Origin of the sequence: Marinobacter excellens LAMA 842 (assembly GCF_001574445.1) — a bacterium.
GTDB lineage: Bacteria > Pseudomonadota > Gammaproteobacteria > Pseudomonadales > Oleiphilaceae > Marinobacter > Marinobacter shengliensis.
Genome location: NZ_LOCO01000002.1, coordinates 255,589 through 274,697, shown reverse-complemented (window position 1 = coordinate 274,697; position 19,109 = coordinate 255,589). Strand labels below are relative to the sequence as shown.

The 19,109-nt window shown below is 58.1% G+C and carries 16 protein-coding genes; 2 read left to right on the top strand and 14 right to left on the bottom strand.

Annotated features, from left to right (window positions below; all coding sequences use genetic code 11):
- Positions 1-3 precede the first annotated feature (3 nt).
- Together J122_RS03350 and J122_RS03345 are read right to left on the bottom strand one after the other, a co-directional pair.
- Complete coding sequence (locus J122_RS03350; protein ID WP_061331116.1) at positions 4-1,491, bottom strand: DUF3336 domain-containing protein; 1,488 nt, start codon at positions 1,489-1,491, stop codon at positions 4-6.
- A 23-nt stretch (positions 1,492-1,514) separates the two neighbouring features.
- Positions 1,515-2,288 carry a VacJ family lipoprotein gene (locus J122_RS03345; protein WP_061331115.1) on the bottom strand — a complete coding sequence of 258 codons (774 nt, stop codon included), beginning with the start codon at positions 2,286-2,288 and terminating at the stop codon, positions 1,515-1,517.
- A gap of 89 nt (positions 2,289-2,377) precedes the next feature.
- Here J122_RS03345 and J122_RS03340 point away from each other — a divergent pair, with 89 nt between their 5' ends.
- On the top strand, positions 2,378-2,785 hold the full coding sequence (locus J122_RS03340; RefSeq protein ID WP_061331114.1) for an acyl-CoA thioesterase: 408 nt from the start codon (positions 2,378-2,380) through the stop codon (positions 2,783-2,785).
- A 6-nt stretch (positions 2,786-2,791) separates the two neighbouring features.
- Here the strand turns inward: J122_RS03340 and J122_RS03335 are convergent, their stop codons facing one another.
- The 3 genes from J122_RS03335 to J122_RS03325 all read right to left on the bottom strand — a co-directional run bounded on the left by J122_RS03335 (position 2,792) and on the right by J122_RS03325 (position 9,818).
- On the bottom strand, positions 2,792-3,913 hold the full coding sequence (locus J122_RS03335; RefSeq protein ID WP_061331113.1) for a beta-ketoacyl-ACP synthase III: 1,122 nt from the start codon (positions 3,911-3,913) through the stop codon (positions 2,792-2,794).
- Between the two features lie 149 nt (positions 3,914-4,062).
- Entirely contained in the window at positions 4,063-7,923 is a 3,861-nt protein-coding gene (gene hrpA / locus J122_RS03330) for an ATP-dependent RNA helicase HrpA (protein ID WP_061331176.1), read from the bottom strand.
- 218 nt (positions 7,924-8,141) lie between these two features.
- Entirely contained in the window at positions 8,142-9,818 is a 1,677-nt protein-coding gene (locus J122_RS03325; RefSeq protein ID WP_061331112.1) for a long-chain fatty acid--CoA ligase, read from the bottom strand.
- A 234-nt stretch (positions 9,819-10,052) separates the two neighbouring features.
- Between J122_RS03325 and J122_RS03320 the strand changes: the two genes are divergently transcribed.
- A complete protein-coding gene (locus tag J122_RS03320; protein WP_061331111.1) occupies positions 10,053-10,538 on the top strand; it encodes a MaoC/PaaZ C-terminal domain-containing protein in 486 nt (161 codons plus the stop codon).
- 12 nt (positions 10,539-10,550) lie between these two features.
- Here the strand turns inward: J122_RS03320 and J122_RS03315 are convergent, their stop codons facing one another.
- The 9 genes from J122_RS03315 to J122_RS03275 are packed head-to-tail and all read right to left on the bottom strand — an operon-like array spanning position 10,551 to position 18,959.
- Complete coding sequence (locus J122_RS03315; RefSeq protein WP_061331110.1) at positions 10,551-11,501, bottom strand: AgmX/PglI C-terminal domain-containing protein; 951 nt, start codon at positions 11,499-11,501, stop codon at positions 10,551-10,553.
- On the bottom strand, positions 11,494-11,982 hold the full coding sequence (locus J122_RS03310) for an ExbD/TolR family protein (protein ID WP_061331109.1): 489 nt from the start codon (positions 11,980-11,982) through the stop codon (positions 11,494-11,496). The genes J122_RS03315 and J122_RS03310 overlap by 8 nt, the downstream gene beginning before the upstream one ends.
- Positions 11,979-12,509, bottom strand: coding sequence for an ExbD/TolR family protein (locus J122_RS03305; protein ID WP_061331108.1), 531 nt, complete (start codon positions 12,507-12,509; stop codon positions 11,979-11,981). Before J122_RS03305 ends, J122_RS03310 begins: the two co-directional genes overlap by 4 nt.
- A 42-nt stretch (positions 12,510-12,551) precedes the next feature.
- Positions 12,552-13,199, bottom strand: a complete 648-nt coding sequence (locus J122_RS03300) for a MotA/TolQ/ExbB proton channel family protein (RefSeq protein ID WP_061331107.1) — start codon at positions 13,197-13,199, stop codon at positions 12,552-12,554.
- Positions 13,200-13,224: 25 nt separating this feature from the next.
- A complete protein-coding gene (locus J122_RS03295) occupies positions 13,225-13,560 on the bottom strand; it encodes a hypothetical protein (RefSeq protein WP_156471715.1) in 336 nt (111 codons plus the stop codon).
- Positions 13,557-14,048, bottom strand: a complete 492-nt coding sequence (locus tag J122_RS03290; protein ID WP_061331106.1) for a tetratricopeptide repeat protein — start codon at positions 14,046-14,048, stop codon at positions 13,557-13,559. Before J122_RS03290 ends, J122_RS03295 begins: the two co-directional genes overlap by 4 nt.
- A complete protein-coding gene (bamD, locus tag J122_RS03285; protein ID WP_061331105.1) occupies positions 14,041-16,833 on the bottom strand; it encodes an outer membrane protein assembly factor BamD in 2,793 nt (930 codons plus the stop codon). Before bamD ends, J122_RS03290 begins: the two co-directional genes overlap by 8 nt.
- The gene (locus tag J122_RS03280; RefSeq protein ID WP_061331104.1) at positions 16,830-18,473 is read right to left on the bottom strand and encodes a tetratricopeptide repeat protein; all 1,644 of its coding nucleotides are present in this window, start codon (positions 18,471-18,473) and stop codon (positions 16,830-16,832) included. Before J122_RS03280 ends, bamD begins: the two co-directional genes overlap by 4 nt.
- 6 nt (positions 18,474-18,479) lie before the next feature.
- Positions 18,480-18,959, bottom strand: coding sequence for a hypothetical protein (locus J122_RS03275; RefSeq protein WP_061331103.1), 480 nt, complete (start codon positions 18,957-18,959; stop codon positions 18,480-18,482).
- Positions 18,960-19,109: the final 150 nt, after the last annotated feature.

Here is a 19,109-nt window from a genome sequence, read left to right as displayed (position 1 = left end):
GGATCAGGGTTTAGCCTTGTCGGCTCCGCTGACCAGTCGTAATTCAGCGGCCTTGCGGTTCTGTTGTTTCAGGCGACGAACGCACCGTTCAAGCGTTTTTGAAATGCGTGCGTGGGAGCGAATCATCGAAATTTTCGGCCAGGTTGCGCGCTCTCCGGCCAGAATCATCTCACGGACATACTCCGGGCTGGGATTCGACAGCATACGACGGAAGTCCCGGAATGCATAGGTGGGTGCAATCGTCACATCGCCGGAGTAGCGCTGAGCCATAATGGTGTACATCTGACCAGCCATCTGCCGCATCAGTTCCGGGCGTACCCTTTTTCTCAGATAATCGAACACACCCTGGCCGTGGAACTGGATCTCGGACTTCACCAGATGCATCGGCAGGCTTCCCAGGGACAGCTTTTCGTCCCGGCTCTGCTGGCTGAGGAACGGCACAACATGGGGATTGGTCTGACTGACAATGGTGAAGTTCACATCGTACAGATGGACCAATCGCTCAATCGGAAGGTCACTGACTACCGAGCCATCCACAAACTTCAACCGGGGCATGTACGGCAGCGAATTACCGTAAAGGTCTTTCTTCATCAGAGTAACGGGAGGGAAAATGCCTGGCACCGCGGCACTGGCAAGAGCCGCACTCCACACCTGGATATAAGGCGAGGTGTAACCGCACATCAACCGGGCTTTCTGGTGAGTCTGTACCGGAGACACACTGATATTGATGCTACGCCCGGTGCGCTGATAGGCCTCCTCAAAGGTGTAGTCGCCGATGTTTGCCCGCAGGCAGTTTTTCAGGGTTTCCTGATCCATCAGGCCATCACCCCGCATGGCGCTCATGATCCCCCGCCACTTCCAGGCGTTGAGGTTGTGGTTCTCGGGCACCAGCATCTCGGGGATTTCCGCGTCAGTATGCACGCCGAGGATACCGGCAATGATGGCACCAATACTGGAACCCGCAATAACCTGCGGTAGCAGGCCTTTTTCCCAGAGCGCCTTGATCACACCGAAATGGAACATGCCCAGACTGGCGCCGCCGCTGAGCAGCAACGTTGGCCTGCCATAACTGGTCAGGGTGTCTCTGAAGAACTGGAGCTTGTCGTAGACGGGGAAGCCTGGCACCGGATGATCACACAGATAATCCAGGGCCTCGCACACCTGGGTGATGTACTCCTCGATCAGGTGCTTGGTACCAACCCGGGAACGGGTGTAAAGCGCGGGATTGCCCATGTTGCCAAGATCATGGTGGAGGCCTTCCCGGAGCGCTCGCTTCAAACGCTCGAAGTCGTTCTGCTGACGATACTGCTTGATGTTACTGAGCCGGTCATAGATCAGCTCATAGTGATAAAGGTCAGATGCAAAGTCCTCCTTCCACTCCGCGTTGCCTTCGAGAAAATCCAGTTCCAGCGCGGCAGCCTTCCACTGTTCATAATTGGGAGCTTCCGCCAACAACTTGCGGAATCGGGCTATCCTGGGGTCCTTGATCACCTGCGGCCTCCCGGCGTGAACGCTCAGAAATCGTCGAGCATGAAGTCGTCATCATCTGCGAAGGGGTCTTGCGTGATCTTACCATCGTTAATCAGGAATTCACGACGCTGCAGGAAAGCATTACGCACAAACGTGTACCGGTCACCAGAAATAAAGCTTTCTGCCGGGATAAGGTCGGCCCGCTTATCAACAATCTGTAATGCCCGCAGGTAATATCGCTCGGGACTGCTGACCTCATCCCAGGCAGATGGCAAAAGGAACCCGTCAGTTGCCATGCCGGTAAAATAGCGCGGAGTCGCCGGGCCGAGAAGCGGCATCACCAGGTATGGGCCAGAGCCAACACCCCAGTATCCCAGGGTTTGACCAAAATCTTCCGGGCGCTCGGGCAAATCAAAGGCGGTGGCCACATCAAAAATACCCCCGAGGCCAAACACCGTGTTGTAGGTGAAGCGCCCGGCGGCCACCACGGCCGACTCCCCTTTCAACTGCAGCAAGCTGTTGCTGAAATTGCGGATTTCGGTGAGATTATTGAAAAAGTTGGTAATACCCCGGTCAACAATCGTGGGCGTGACGGTGCGGTAGGCCTGGGCGACGGGGCGGAGAAACCAACGATCAATGGCATCGTTGAACGAAAACACCTTCCGGTTCCAGCTCTCGTAAGGATCATCGGTATTGACCGGGGTTGAACCCTCGGGAACCGGCTCCTGCATGTTCTGGGCGTGTAACTGGCCACCTGAAAACGTCAGCAGTATCAGAGCGGCCAGCGTGGTCAGGCGCCGGGATAAAAGGTTTCTCATTTTGCTCTCTTGGGTTGTTTAACCTGTTTCAGTTCGTCGACAATACCGGCGCTTGATTATTATTATGAACGTCATCCGGAGGAAATCAGATGTCAGTACCGGGAAATCCCGTCAGTTCCCTGACCATGTCGCTGCGATGGGGCGATATGGATGCATACGGCCACGCCAATAACACGGTTTACTTCCGCTTCTTTGAAGAAGCCCGGATTGTCTGGCTGTCGTCACTGGAACTGGGTGGCGCGGAAGAGCCAACCGGACCGGTCATTATAAAGACCAGTGCCACATTTCTGAAGGAATTGACTCACCCCGCCAACGTCGTTGTTGAAACATACGCGGACAAAGCGGGAAATACCAGTCTGGATACCTACCACCTGCTGAAAGATTCAGATACCGGGGTAGTTTACGCGGAAGGCTACGCCAAGATTGTCTGGATGGATCGGGCTTCCCGAAAGTCCACCCCCCTGCCAGACACCCTGAGGGCGCTGGCAGCGAGGTAACAGGCCTCACCGGTGGCGAACAACCACGCTACCGATGGAATAGCCGGCGCCGAAGGAGCAGATCACGCCCAGGTCGCCGGTTTTCAGGTCATCTTTGTGTTTATGGAAGGCAATGATCGAACCGGCCGAGCTGGTGTTGGCGTATTCGTCCAGAATCACCGGCGCTTCCTCGACCGTTGCATCCCGGCCGAGAACCTTTCTGGCAATCAGTTGGTTCATGTTCAGGTTGGCCTGGTGCAGCCACATGCGTTTGAGGTCTTCAGGCGTCAGCTGCAGGGATGCCAGATGGCCCTGAATGGTGTCTGCCACCAGCGGTGACACCTCTTTGAACACTTTGCGACCCTGCTGAATGAATAGCTTGTCCGGCTTGCCAATACCCGATTCGTCTGCCCGGTTCAGGAAGCCAAAGTTGTTCCGGATATTGTTGGAAAACTGAGTCTTCAGGCGGGTGCCGAGAATTTCAAAACCCTGGCCTGCCTGGGTGTCCTCTTCCCTTTCCACCAGAATCGCCGTGCAGGCATCGCCGAATATGAAGTGGCTGTCCCGGTCCCGGAAATTCAGATGCCCGGAGCAGATTTCCGGACTGACCACCAGAACCCCTCTGGCGCTACCGTTTTCCACCGCGTTCACCGCGGCCTGGATTCCAAAGGTGGCGGAGCTGCAGGCCACATTCATGTCATAAGCAAAACCGTCGATGCCCATGGCTTGCTGGACTTCAATGGAAATGGCCGGATAGGCGCGCTGCAGGTTGGAACAGGCAACAATCACCGCATCCACATCTGCCGGAGTTTTGCCCGCCTGCTCCAGTGCTTCCTTACAGGCCACAATGGCCATCTCGCACTGGACTGACGGTTCGTCGTTATCCCGGTCCGGAATATTCGGTGTCATGCGCTTCGGGTCCAGGATACCTTCACGGTCAATCACATGACGGCGCTTGATACCCGATGCCTTTTCAATAAAGGCAGATGACGAAGGTTGCAGAGCCGTCAGTTCACCGCGGGCTATCTCTTCCGCATGTTCATCGTTATACAGCTCTACGTATTGATTGAAGGCTTCAACCAGTTGATCGTTTTCAATAATGGCGGGTGGCGTATACAGGCCGGTTCCGCTGATGACGGCTTTAATCACAATAACCCCACGTCATGGTTGTAATAAGACACTATGCTGTCAGAAATACTAACACACACGGCCGGAATTGCCCGCCTGACCAAAGTCCAGTAGCACCAGAACAGTGCAGCCCTCCCTCACACTGGCCCGAGAAGCACCATATTCAGGCCCTACACCCGTGTGTTCTGCCACTGTTTATCGAGTCGCTTGGCCGATACGGTCATCGCCGTGCCCAGTTGTTGGGCAAAGAATGAGATCCGATATTCTTCCAGCATCCAGCGGTACAGCTCCAGTTCAGGGTCCCGCACACCTTGGCGTTTCTGCTGTTCCAGCTTGGTGGCGTAGCGGGCCCATAGTGGCTCAATGGTGTGCAGGAATTCGCGCTCGCGGCCCATCTCCCTGGGCATTTTTTCCAGGCGAATCAAGGCAGCCTCGAAATACACCCCGAAGCGTTCCAGCCACTGGGATGGCGTGGCCACCAGGAAGCCCGGATAGACCAGGTGCTGAAGCTGGAATTTCAGATCTGCCATGCTCTGCGCCAGCGCCAGGTTAATTTTGCCCTTGAGCTGTTTGGCCACTTTCTGGTAACCGGCCATAGCCTGGTAAAGGCGTTCGTCGGCCTGCTCTAACGCCGGAATAAAATCCCCGCGGTGGGCATCGAACACTCGGATAAAGCTTTCTTCGTCTCTGGGCAGGGTTCCGGGCAGGAAGTGTTGCATCACCGCAGACAACAACAGATCGTCCAGCAGCACCTTCGCCTGTCCTACCGGGGCAAACATCAGCGCGGACTGTTTGAACCGGGGCAGCTTGCGCTCAAGGTCCGCGAGGGTGTTGCCAAACCGGTTGATGATCAGCCGGGCAATACCCCGGCGCATGGTGTCCTCAGCCGTTAACCGGTCCAGGCAGCGAATGGACCGTACTTGCTTGCCCAGGTCCTCAAGGGCGGGATAGACGGTTACCTGCATACCGCCTTTTTCGGTCTGCACCTGCTCGGGCATATTGCCAAACTGCCAGTCACTGAATTCTTTCGGTGCTCTCGAACGATCATCGTCGCTGGTAGCCGAGGCCAGCGACGCTTCCGCCCGACCCTCCAGCTTGGCCTGCAAATCGTCGGTATCCCGGCTCTCTGCCACCACTTTGCCTTTGTCTCCGGTTACCCGAAGGTTCATCCGCAGGTGCCGGGGCAATTCGTCCTCCGGCCAGGCTTCCGGATCAATCTGCACACCGGTCATCCGGCGCAGTTGATCCCCCAGTTTCAGGGCAAGGGGCTCGTTGCCAGGCTGCATGTTGGCGAGGGCGGCATCGACGAAATCCGGAACCGGCACAAAGTTACGGCGCAGGGATTTGGGCAACCCTTTCACCAGGGCGATGCATTTTTCTCGCAACAGCCCCGGCACCAGCCATTCCAGCCGGCGTGACGGAATCTGCTTGAGCGCCATCAACGGCACCTGCAGGGTTACCCCGTCCCGCTCGCTGGTGGGCTCGAATTCGTAACTGAGCGGGTACTTGACGCCTTCCCACTCCAGATAATCCGGATATTGCTCCGCTGCGCCTTGGTCCAGCGGGCGCTGCAAGACATCGGCCTCGGTCAGCTCCAGTTTGCGAAGTTCGTCGGCAGACAGGCCCTTCCACCAGCTTTCAAAGTGGCGACCGCTAACAATGTCTTTCGGCAGCCTCTGGTCGTAAAAGGCCACCAACACCTCGTCATCCACCAACAGGTCACGACGGCGGGTTTTCTTCTCCAGGTTCTCGACGGTATCGAGCATCTCCCGATTGCGGGCAATAAACGGAGCCTTTGAGCGGTAATCCCCCTCCACCAGGGCGCGCCGGATGAACAGATTCCGGCATTCCTCCGGGTCTACCTTGGCGTAGGGAATCCGCCGCTTGGCGACGATATCGAGTCCATACAGAGTCACCTTCTCGTAACCCATCACCTGGGCTCGTTTCTGCTCCCAGTGGGGTTCGAAAAAGTGGTGCTTTACGACATGGCCTGCAAGGGGCTCAACCCATTCCGGCTGGATAGCAGCAACCATGCGGGCGAATACCTTGCTGGTTTCCACAATTTCCGCCGCCACAATCCACTTGGGCCCGGACTTGGCCACCTTCGAACCAGGAAAGATCATCACTTTCCGATTTCGAGTGGCCAGGTATTCCCGCTTCTCTACCTTGACCGCAACGTGGCCCAGCAAACCGGCAAGAATCGCCTTGTGCATGGACTCATAGCTTGCCGGCTGCTTGTTCAGTGCCAGTTTCTGCTCCCGACAGATCAACGTCAGTTGCCGGTGAATATCCCGCCACTCGCGCATTCGCATCCAGCTCAGGAAGGTTTTCTGGCAAAGCCTCTTTAGCTGGTTCTGGGATTGCTCCTGGCGTTGCTCCTCAAACCAGTTCCAGATATTCAACAAGGTGGCAAAGTCCGATTCCTTGTCGTTGAACGGTGCGTGGGCCTGGTCGGCTGCCTGCTGTTTGTCCTGGGGCCGCTCTCTTGGGTCCTGGACACTGAGGCCGGCAATCACAATCAGCACTTCGCTCAGGCTGCCCTGCTCAGCGGCCGTCACCAGCATCCGTGCCAGGCGTGGGTCCAGTGGCAGGCGTGCCATGGTCCGGCCGAGACGGCTCACTCGGCGTTTATCGTCAACAGCGCTCAGCTCTTCCAGCAGCTTGTAGCCATCGTTCACCTGGCGGCGATCCGGCGCTTCCAGGAAGGGGAAATTCTGGATATCGCCCAGGCCCGAGGTGGCCATTTGCAGGATGACCGAGGCCAGATTGGTTCTCAGGATTTCCGGGTCGGTATACTCGGGCCGGTTAAGAAAATCGGCTTCATCATAGAGACGGAAACAGATACCTGGCGCCACTCGCCCGCAACGCCCCGCCCGCTGGTTGGCGCTGGCCTGGGAGATTGGCTCGATCGGCAAGCGCTGAATCTTGGAGCGAACGCTGTAACGGCTGATTCGCGCAACCCCGGTATCGATCACGTAACGAATACCGGGTACCGTCAGCGAGGTTTCCGCCACGTTGGTGGACAATACAAGCCGCCGGCCTTTATGGGCCTGGAAAACCCGGTTCTGTTCCTGGTTACTGAGCCGGGAATATAACGGCAATACTTCGGTGTGTCGCAGCTCCGCATGCCGCAGCACTTTACTGAGCGCCCGTATTTCCCGCTCACCCGGCAGGAACACCAACACATCTCCTGGGGGCTGCTTCTCCTTGCGTTCGTGCTGTTCGATCTCCTCAAGGGCTGACAGTACGCCGTCGGTCCAGCCCTGGTCACGGTCGTCTTCATCGCCGGTCAGGGGCCGATAGCGGACGTCCACCGGAAACGTTCGGCCGCTGACCTCAATAACCGGTGCTTTATCGAAGAACTCGCTGAAGCGATCAACCTCAATGGTGGCGGAGGTAATGATGACTTTCAGATCCGGCCGTTTCGGTAACAGTTGCTTGAGGTACCCGAGCAGGAAATCGATATTCAGGCTTCGTTCATGGGCCTCATCGATAATCAGCGTGTCATAACGATCCAGAAAGCGGTCGTGCTGGATCTCCGCCAGCAGGATGCCATCGGTCATGACCTTGACCCGGGACGCCTCCGAGGTGTTGTCGGTAAAGCGCACCTGGTAACCGATCTGCTGGCCAACCTGTTCACCAAGCTCTTCGGCGATACGGGCGGCGACACTGCGCGCGGCAATCCGGCGCGGTTGGGTGTGGCCAATCAGCCCACGAACGCCACGGCCATGGTTCAGGCAGATTTTCGGAATCTGGGTGGTTTTACCGGAGCCGGTTTCACCGGCGATGATCACCACCTGATGATGACGAATGGCCTCGCTGATGTCGTCCACCCGATCACTGACCGGTAGTCCCGGCGGAAAACTCGCTGGGCGGTGCAGCGCCTGACGCTGGCGCACCTTCTCAAGCCCCTGTTCCAACCAGTTCGCCATCTGTTCCAGGTCTTTCTGGCCCGGCTTGCCCTTGGTTCGGCCCACTCTGCGGATAATGCGCGCCGCTTCCTGCTGGTTACAGACATCCAGCTGGCTCATAAAGGCCTTCACTGCCGCCTGAGGATCAGCAGCCGTGGGTTGGGCGTTATCGGGCGTTGTTTTGTCAGTCATTGAACGGCAACAGACTCATGGATTGATGGATGCATCACAAGGCGCCACAGTCTAGCGGGAAATCCAAACGGTAGAAACACAAAGACCCTGCCTGAGCAGGGTCTTTGTGGGAAGCAGTGCAACCTCGCGGTTGCACCAATCGCCGTTTACTTGGCGTTGGCTTCATCCCGCAGTTCACGGCGCAGAATCTTGCCCACGTTACTCTTGGGCAGCTCGTCCCGGAACTCAAAGTGCTTGGGCACTTTGTAGGCGGTCAGGCGCTCGCGGCAGAACTCTTTGAGTTCGTTTGCGGTGACACCGTCTTTCGTGGGCACCACGTAGACCTTGACGGCCTCGCCGCTCTTGGCGTCCGGAATGCCCACAGCGGCGCACTCAACCACTTTCGGATGGCTGGTTACCACGTCTTCAATCTCGTTCGGGAACACGTTGAAGCCAGAGACAATGATCATGTCTTTCTTGCGATCAACAATGCGGATATAGCCATCTTCCTGGATCAGTGCAACGTCACCGGTTTTCAGGAAGCCATCGTCAGTGAAGGACTTCTGGGTGTCTTCCGGGCGCTGCCAGTAACCACGCATCACCTGCGGGCCTTTCACACACAGTTCCCCGGGCTCACCGATGGGTGTTTCGTTGCCGTCGTCGTCGATGGTTTTAACCACGGTGGACGGGATCGGCAGGCCGATGGTGCCGATCTGGATAGCGCTGCGGGGGTTGAAGGTAACCACCGGAGAGGTTTCAGTCATGCCGTAACCTTCACTGATCTCACAACCGGTCACCCGTTCCCACATTTTTGCGGTATCGCTGGTCAGCGCCATACCACCAGAAGCCGTCAGCTTCAGGCCGGAGAAATCCAGATCCTGGAAGTCCTCGTTGTTACATAGGGCCACGAACAGGGTGTTCAGGCCAATGAAAGCAGAGAACTTCTGCTTCTGCATTTCCTTCACGAAGCCCGGAATATCGCGCGGGTTCGGGATCAGAACGTTGTGGGCGCCGGCTTCCAGCATGATGCCGCAGTTCAGGGTAAACGAGTAGATGTGGTACAGCGGCAGCGGTGCAATCACCACTTCCTTGCCCTCTTCTACCTGGTCTTCCATCATCGGGCGCACCTGGGTCAGGTTGGCCACCAGGTTAGCGTGGGTCAGCATCGCGCCCTTGGCGACACCCGTGGTGCCACCGGTGTACTGCAGTACAGCCAGGTCGTCCAGATTGATGTCAACCGGAGTGAACTTCTCACGGGCACCGGCACTGAGCACCGCCGGCAGTTTGTGGGCAGTCGGCAGGTTGTAGGACGGAACCATCTTCTTGACGTGCTTCACCACAGCGTTCATCAGGGTACGCTTGATGGGTGAATGCATATCGGCAATTTCAGTCACGATCACGTGCTCAATGCCGGTATGGGGCAGCACTTTTTCCGCATTGTCTGCCATGTTGGCCAGCACCACCAGCGCCTTGGCACCGGAATCGTTGAACTGGTGTTCCATTTCACGGGTGGTGTACAGGGGGTTGGTGTTAACCACGATCAGGCCAGCACGCATGGCACCGAAGACAATCACCGGGTACTGGGTAATGTTGGGCATTTGCACCGCAATGCGATCACCCGGTTTGAGATCGGTTTTGTTCTGCAGCCAGGCCGCAAAATTACGGCTCTGAGTATCAAGATCCCGGTATGTCAGGGTGACGCCAACCGCAGTGAACGCAGGCTTGTCTGCAAACTTCTTAACAGCCTGTTCAAATACATCCACCATGTTTTTGTATTTCTTGAGATCTACCTCACGGGGAATGCCGGCGGGGTACTTGTCTTGATAGAACTGCTCAAAATCCATCACCATCTCCTGTCTGATTGGCGCTATTGGGGAGCCACCGGATGGGTTCAGAAGCTCCCTGATTGTAATGTTTTGCCAAGGCCGAACTGATCAAAAAATCAACCCGACAAAAGTCTCAGCCTTAAAAAGTCGGGAGAGAATAGCAGTTTTGTTAACGATGAGGTAGTTTCCGAAGCGTTAAACGGTACAACTGTATACCCCTTTCAAACACTTCTTCCATCACCGGAGTCTGTGATGAGCGACACCCTGGATACCCTTGAAAATATTACCTATGACGAATTGAACGAGGGCGACTCTGCCACCTTCACCCGGACACTGACCGAAGATGAGCTGGTATTGTTTGCAGCGGTGTCGGGGGATGTGAACCCGGTACACCTGGACTCCCAGTTTGCCGCGGAGTCCATGTTCAAAGAGCGCATTGCCCATGGAATGTGGAGTGGCTCTCTGATTTCTGCCGCACTGGCCACGGTCATGCCCGGCCCCGGCACCATTTACCTTGAGCAGAGCCTGTCGTTCAAGCGCCCGGTCAAACTGGACGACACCCTGACCGTCACCCTCACCGTAGTGCGCAAAGAACCGAAGAATCGCGTGGTACTCCAGTGCGATGTGCGCAATCAGAATGACAGCCAAGTGGTGACCGGCGAGGCGAAAGTCATCGCCCCCACCGAGAAAATCTCACTGCAAAAGCCACGCCTGCCGAAAATTACTATCGAAAGCTGAGGTCGGGCCCTGTCAGCCCGGGAGGAAATCGATCGGGAATCGAACCTTCCGGGTTTCGACATTGTCTGCGCCAAAATTGAACATCTGTACCCGCATGGCAATGCGTTGCTCCAGGGCCGGGTTGCCCAGCTCTGAGCTGACCACCTGGCATGCGGACACCGAGCCGTCCGGCTCTATCACCAGCTCCAGGGTGACTTTGCCTTCCAGCGTCGGGTCCTGTCGCAGTTCCCGCTGGTACAGGCCGTAGAGCACACTTTTCTGGGTATCAAACACCTGCCGGATATTGCTCATGGCCCGCTCACCTACCGAGGGCCTGGCCGGGGTTGCCGGGTCAACCGCCACTTCCCGGGGCGCAGAAACAGTTTGCATGCTATGCTCTGCCAGCGCCACTTCCCGGGCCGGCCCCTCACGGCTCTGGACGCCGCCACTGCCGGCTAACACCCTGGAGCGGTCGCCTTCCGGTTGCTGCACCTCTGCCTGTGCATCACCAATATTGGCGGTTCGATTCTCGGGCCGGGCTGAGGGCTCTGGCGCCTTCAGTGCCGCAAGCCGGTCTTTCATGGCAAACAAACCAGAACGTGCGGCATTTTCCCTCGCCTGTTCAGTGGTCTGCTCTTGGGGTGCCGAGACCCTGGGTTCCGGACGGGGTTCCGGGTCGGCCACGACCGGTTCAGCTTCCGCCCGCTCGGGTTCAGGCTCCGGCGAGGGCTCTGGCTCTGGCTCTGGCTCTGGCACTTCAACTACAGCGGGTTTTGGCGCCTCCACCAACTGCGCCAGCCGCGGCGGAATGCGCTCTGCTTCCGACCGTTCCCGTTCGGGCACCTGCAGGTTTGGAATGATGAGCGCCGGCACCAGAAACAACGCAAGCATGACTGCGAGTATCACACCGAAACGCGCGCTCTCCCATCCATCTCTGCTCCAGGGAAGGCGGGAAATTTGTGTGCCTGGCTTGCGTTCAGCCATTGCGCACCTCCCCCTCTACCGCCAGCCGGACCTGCCGGAAATCCTCGTCCACGCAGGTTTGCATGATCTTGCGCAGTAACCGGTAGTCGGTCTCTTTCCCCGCCATGATGGTGACTTCCAGTCCCTGATCTGGCACTTCCGCCCATCGGCCCCGTCGATACGCCAGCTCCTCAGACAGGCCCGCAATGTGAGTGTCCGAGGCCTCAATGCCGTCCAGCCTCGCCACTTCCCGGCCCTGAACCAGAATGGATCGGCCACTGACCTGCACGGTCAGGTTCTCCACGGCTTCTTTCTCCGCCGTCGAGGTGGGCAAAGGCACGTCTGCTGTATTCTGCATTACCTTCACATCGGAGGAATTCACCATCAGAAAGAACACGAGAATGGTGAATATATCCATCAGCGACACCAGGTTCAGGCCACCGGCCGTATGCATCCTGCCGTAATGGCGTTGGCGCAGACGGGCGCGACGCGATGCCTTCATACTCCACCCCCGTCTGCTGCTGACGCACTCTGCGCAAGGGTACGATCTTCGCCTGCATCCATCAGGGACACATCCGGGAACAACTCAGCCTCCACCACGCTGGCGGCAACCACTGCCGGGTAAGAGCGGACTGTGTCCATAACGGTTACCAGTGTCTGATAATCCACATCCGGGCCTACTTCCAGGGTTACGTCGGTCTTTTCGGGCATACGGGCCTTGATCTGCTGAAGAAGGGCGCTGAGCCCCTGGTAGTCCTGGCCGCCATCCTTGACCGGAAGCACTTCAATCAGCCCGCGCTCACTGTCGGCCACTTCCAGGCCACCGGGAATAACAGTGACCACCAGCCGGAAATTTTCAGAGGCTGGCGCCTGCCCGGCTTCCATCCCCGGAAAATTCAGCTCTATCATGCGGATCTGCGTGAATACCATGCCCAGCAACAACACCGGTACCAGCACAATCATCAGGTTCAGAAACGCGGTAATGTCCAGATCCGCCTGAGCCGTCAGCCTGCGATGTCTGCGTCTCATATCGCCATACTCCTGTTTACACTGGCTGAAACACGAAGTGCATCAGGCGGCTACCCTGCCGGCGTCGGGATCTGACACCATATTCAACAGCTTGACCCCGGCCATCTCGAAACTGTCCACGATTTCATTGGTTCGGGTTTGCAGCAAGGCGTGGAACAACAGCAAGGGAATGGCGGATATCAGGCCAAAGGCGGTGGTGTTCATGGCTACCGAGATGCTTTCCGACAACAAGGTGGCCTTCTGGGCAGGATCGGCTGCGGCAACGGCGGTGAACGCCGCGATCAGGCCAATGATGGTACCAAGCAGGCCCAAAAGAGTGGCCACATTGGCCAGGGTTGCCAGGTACTGAGTGCGCTTTTCCAGGCGCGGCAGTACTTCCATCAAACCTTCCTCCATAGCGTATTCGATATCTTCACGGCGGCTGTTATTCAACAACCGGGAAATACCCGCCCCGAGCACCGAGGCAATGGCACTGTCGGAACTGGTTGCCGCCTTCATGGCGCGCTGGTAGTCCCGTTTTTGCAGGGCGGGCAGAATACCGCGCTCAAACGCCAGGCGGTTGCGCCGCCGCACCGACCCCAGATAAAGAAACCGTTCAAGCGTGATCGCCAGCCCCAGCGCCAACACAATGGCAATGGGGTACATGAATGGACCGCCGTCCTGAAAAAATCGAATGATGGTATCGAGCATGCCTTTGTCTCCGTTTACTGCAGGGTCACGGTTGGCCCGGACCGGCCGCATTCACGGCTGGCTTCAGGACCAATGGGTTCAGGGATTCCCGGAACTGGCGATGATTCTCCAGCACCTGAGGGGAAAGGGGTTGGTTAAGCTCCGGCGCCTGGCTATTGAGCTCTGCCCTGGGCCTTCTGGGCAGCGTCGGGTTCTGCCAGGGCAGAATGTAAAGCACCCTGGGGTCATCGTCCCCCACGCTGGCAGACAAACCGCTCACTGTCAGGGCCGATTGTTCCGGGTCTTCCGCGGTGGCCGCCTGGAAAAAACCACTGGCCAGCACAACAATGCAGAGGCGGAGAAGATTCCGGCCGATGCTCATTGCAGCCTCCGCTCAAGGTCGGCAATCCAGCCGGCGACCAGCTTGTCTTCCTCACCGGTCAACGCCCGGTATCGCTGGTAATGGACCAGTGCCTTATCAAGATCCAGCAGATAAAGCTCACTGATCACCGCCAGGTTGTAATGCAGTTGGGCAACCTCTGGAGCCGCCTCCACGCCCTGCTCCAGCAGGTTGGCCGCGTCCCGGAAACGGTTTTGCTGTTTCAGCAAAAGCGCCAGGTTATTGACCGTTGTCGCGTCGCTGGGGTCCAGGGCCACCGAGGTCTGCCAGGCCTTGATGGCCCCAGGGATGTCGCCGTTCTCATGGGCGTTCACCCCCTTTATGGCCCACTCTCTCGCCTGTTCCGGTGAATGCACAGGCTGCACCGCGGCCCGCTCGGGGGTTTTGCCGGGGCCAGTAGCGCAAGCGGTCAAACCCACCAGAACCGAGATGATCAGGGCACGTTGCGCGTAGTGAAAACCTTTAAGCACCTTCGTTCTCCTCCATGTTCCAGCTCATCCAGCGAAGTTCACGGTCGTAACGCCCCGGGTGCATGACGGCCAGCGCCTTCAGGCTCTGACCAATCCATTCATCAAAACCCTGGCTGGCAATGCGCCCGTGATTCCTGGAATGCAATTCCATTGCCCGCTCTTCCAGCGGCCAGGCTTCTTCTTCCAGAAGCATCTGGTATTGCATGGCTTCCAGCTCATTGAGTTCTGACGGTACCTCAGAAGCCATTAAGTCTGCCGCCAGGGTGCGATAGAGCTCGGCCCTTCGGTATAGCACCTCTGATGCCACAGTTTCTCCGGCAAAGGATTCCGCTTCGAGGAAATAGGCCTGGGCCTGCTCCATTGCCTTTTGCTTGCGTTCAAGTGCCCGCTCCAGGGGATGTTCCAGGCGGATGCCAGCAAATTCCTGAGCCACCGAAGCACCCAGGGCCAGCGCCGCCTTGCCGGCCCACAGCAGGGTTTCTTCCGAGTGCCACTGGCTAGCTGCTTCACGGGTGACCATCGCTTTCTGCTGGCGCACTGAATCAACACCGGATTCAATCAACCTCTGGCGCATGGTTTGCTGCTGCACATGATCAGCCGCCGCATCCGGATCCGGAGCAACCGCCAGCCAATCCACATACAGGGCATTGCGCTCGGGCAATTCACCGGCCTGGTGGTAGAGCGCCGCAGCGCGTAGCTTCAGCGGCCAGGGGTTTTGCGCACGTTCAGAGGCCGCCATCAATTCGCCGGCTGCTTTCAGAGGTTGACGGGATTCGTGGTAGGCGTAGACCAGTTTTTCACTGACCTCATCCGTGAGCTCATGGGCGGGGTAGTCGAGCCGGAAACGGTTCAGCTCGTTAATGGCCGTTTGCCATTCAGAAGCCTTGAGCAATGCATTACTGGCATCAAAGCGCGCCCGGATGGCAATCTCGGAATCGGGTAAAACGGAATTCACGCGCTGAAAATGGGCGACCGCCACGGCAGTGTCGCCACTGGCGGCCGCTTTCTCTCCCTGCCGGTAGATGGCGGTCGCCAGCTGCTCACGAATCTGCTCCGGTTCATCCTGAGTCGTGGCCACATCAGGCGCGCTGTCCACCAGCATCAGCGCCTGTCGCCAGGCCCGCTCTTCCAGCCCGTACTCCCCCGTCCTCTGACGCACCCGGGCGGTCACCAGCCAGGCGGCATAACGTTCTTCGTTATTCGCCGACTCAAGAACCAGTGTCGAGCGCGCATAAGCCAGCGCCTCATCCTGAGCACCAATCTCGTACCAGCGGTTTGCCAGGTCAGCCCTCAAACCTGAAAGCCTGGCGTCCTGCGCAAAGGTATTGCCGAATTGTTGCTCTTCACTGGACAATTCCGTCAAGACGCCTCGGTATGCCCCGGCAGCGCTCTCCTCTAGGGTCGATCTCAACACCTTGATAGCAGCCCAACCGGCCTCGGCCGCATCGGCGTATGGCTGGCCGTAACCCCGAGCGCCGTAAGCGGCGCTGCGATAGTTCTCCAGAGCCTTGTCACGATTGCCGGCCTGTAACCGGGCGTCGCCGGCCAGATGCAACAGTTTGCCCGTGTCGCCGGAATGGCCTGCAAGTGCTTCATAGTAGCCGGCCGCACTGGTCCAATCCTGTGCGGCGTAATGGTAATCCCCGAGGAAGCGCGCATAGTCCTGCCAGAGGGCCTGCTGTTGGCCCTTCAACTCTTGATACTCTGGCTGTGATTGGTATCGGGCCACATAATCTGCCCTCGCTTCACGAGCCTTACTGGTGTCGCCCGCCATCCGCCAGTAATCCACACTCTGAGCCAGGAAATCCGGAGCGGCTGAATGCTCGGGGTAGTTCCCGGCAAACGCCTGGTTGATGCCAACGGCCAGATCAAAACGCCCTTCAAGGGCATGCAAATCTGCCAGCCGGTCGTAAAGCAGGTGCGGCCAGGCCACTGGCGCTCGGTTGCCAAGCCACGCGGCCAATGTCGCAGAGTTGTCAGTCCGGGCGGCCATCAAAGCCAGCACCCGAAAACTGTCTTCAATCATGTCCAAACCAGTCTGCGGCGGATCCAGCAACGTGGCTTCGCTGGGCAGGTGTTGATCCAGCAATGCCATAAACGTCTCCGCCGACCGGTTCCAGGCCGCGGGCCCCTGTTTGAATTGGCTCCAACCCAGCATGTAACGGGCTTTCATGGCCAGGTCCTGGTGACCGTCACCTTCAATCAACTGCCGATACCCGGTTTCCGCTTCCTGATACTCGCCGGTGTTATAGGCGGCTTCGGCAATCCGGAACCGGGCTTCCGGCACCAGTGATGAGCGAGGGTACAGGCCCACCAGCTGTCTGAGTCGCTGGATGGACTCTTCATGCTGCCCAGTCAGTGCATGGGCTTTGGCCATCTGATAGAGCAACTCGTCGAGTTTGCCGGAGAAGGATCCGCGGGCCAGGATGCTTTCATAGCTGGCCAGAGCCTCTTCATAGACCGCCGACTGCTGCTCATCGGAGAAGCCAATATCCTGGCCGGAACGGTCTCGGATATTATTGAGGCGATTCAGCGCATCAATACGGACTTCAGGTTCGTCGGACTTCTCGAACAGTTTCTGATAGCGACGAGCCACCTCTTTCGGCGAGATTGCAGGCAGGGGGCGGCTTTCAAACTTGAGAAACACCGGGCGCATATCGCCCAGGGTTTCGCCATCCCGGCCGAGTTCCACACGGAACGATTCCTGGGCCGCTACGCTCCCACCTGGAACTGCAGATATCAGGATGACAGCGAGCGACAACCGACGCACAAACTGACGATTCATCGGGCAGCCTCCCCGATGTTTTCCAGCGCAAGATACTCGTATAGGTGCGCAATCTGTTGTTCGGTTTTATCCAGGGAGTGGGCCATCCGCTGCTGTTCAGCGGCAACCAGGGCCAGTGCCTTTTTATCAAGGTAGTCAGCAGCCCGGGCGCGGGCTTTGCTCACACGGGTCTGCAGGCTGGAGATCTCGCCCCGCAATTGCCGGGCCTCGGCAAGGTTGTCCCGCAACTGCTCTTGCCTGCCGGCTTCACGACGGGGCAAGGACGACAGACGCTGCCCACCAGACTGAAGCAAACGCTGCAACTGCCGGAGCCGGGCGATGTGATCTGCACTCAATGGGCGATCCGTAAGCTGTTCAAGTTGCCGGGTTAACGTGTCTTGCTGCTCCTGCAACGCGGCAAGTTGGCTGCCCCCACCACCATGATGGTTGTTTTCCAGGGCGCCGATAAATACATCGAGATCATGCTTGCTGCTCTCCAGCGAGAACGCCAGATCATCAAGCCGGGCTACCCGGCCAACCGCCGCCTGCCCCTCGGCGCTCTCAAGGAAGCGAAGGAGGTAAGCCAGCCGGGGCTGGGTCAACGTTCGGCTGTCGGCAAGGAACCATTGGGTATCAGCGCCCCGTGCGTCTGCCACCAACGCCTTGTAGGCACCTTCAGCACGGATTCGCTCTGCGAGCGAACCAAGCGTTACCCGCTCCCCTTCGTAGGCTGCGTTGGCAGCAAGCCAGGCTTCACCGGCCTGCCCCGGATAACCCGCCAGATCGTATCCACGGCCCATTCCGATCCAGGCATCGGCCACCCCGGGAAACGCCAGCGGGAATTTCTTGGCACGGTGCCAGCTCTGCATCGCCGCCCGGTGATTGCCCTTTTCGGACAAGGCAAAACCATGCAGGTACAAGGCCTGGGGGGTGTAATAGCTCTCCAGAGAGACTTTCTCAAGGAAGTCAGTGGCCTTGTCGTAATCCTGATTGCGCACAGACAAATAGCCTGCCCGGAGATAAAGCTGATTGCGCAGATCCGCGCTACGGGCACTGTCGGGGTCTTTCGCAGCCATGGCCATGGCAACCCTCAAAGACACCAGGGCCCTTGATGGATCAAGGTCATCCCGGGCGAAATCGCCCGCCAGGTTCATATAGCCCACTGCGGCCCAGTATCCGTTGTCCATACTGGCAAGGTATTGGCCGGCACGATCCGTTTTCCCCTGCTGCCGCTGTGTTTCCGCAAGGTTCAGCAGTGCTCTCTGGCGCACCTCGCCAAACCCGGTTCGGGCAGCCTCCTGATACCACTGCACTGCTTCGACCTGATTACTCTCTGCCTCTGCCAATCGGGCAAGCTCCAGAGCGGCATCGGCGCGATGAACGTTGCTGTTGAACACACGCTCCAGCAACGGTTTCGCCTCGCTGGTCTGGCCACTGGCCAGCAATACTCGCGCGCTAAGGTAGTCGGCGGAATCGCCTTTGACCTGGCCAGCCAGAGGAATAGCCTGTGCGATATTCCCGGTGTCCAGCGCAAACCGGGCAACACCAGCGGCCAGCTCTGTCGGCTCAGATTCCGAGGCTCCTGCCTGAGGCACCGCCAGGGTAAAAAGCACCAGCAAAGCCCGGGCAGCGCAATGAACGTTGCGAACAGGTCCCGTCATGATCGGCTACTTCCATTCCTGGAACGTGACTTCCGGCTCGTAGTCCGGAGCCCGGGCATCGAGATTCATCTGCAGGCGCAAGGTACCCGGGCGTTTATCAAACCGGTGAACCACCTCACGGCGGACAAAGCGCTTATTGGCAGCCCGGGCGTTGATCACCGTCTTCAGCTGGTGGTTGCCGTCAGCCATATTGCCAACGAATAGCTGCTGCACCCCACCCTGCTCCAACGACGTTCGCTCTGTGGCGCTGTATAGATGGGACGCTACGGGCTGATCGTTGATAAAGAGTTCAACAGAATCAAGATTGAGTGCCTGCCGGTTTCCCAGGGTCAGGAACACCGAGACTCGGGTATCCACCGGGTGCAGCAAGCGTTGCTCAAGGGCATGCACCGATGCCGAATGACGGGTAACGTCCGCTGTCAGGCGGTTGATTTCATCGTCCAGCGATGAAGCTGAAACAGAGCCGAATGCCAGTGCGGCAATCATTCCGGATATCCAAAGCCCCTTGGTCCCTGGGACAATCCGGCAGTGTTGTGATTTTTGTTTGCCGAACATAATTTTCCTGCCGTGCGATCTCGGGCCCCGGCATAACCGGGCACCGTTACAATTCGAAATAAAGAGTAACACCCGCTAACA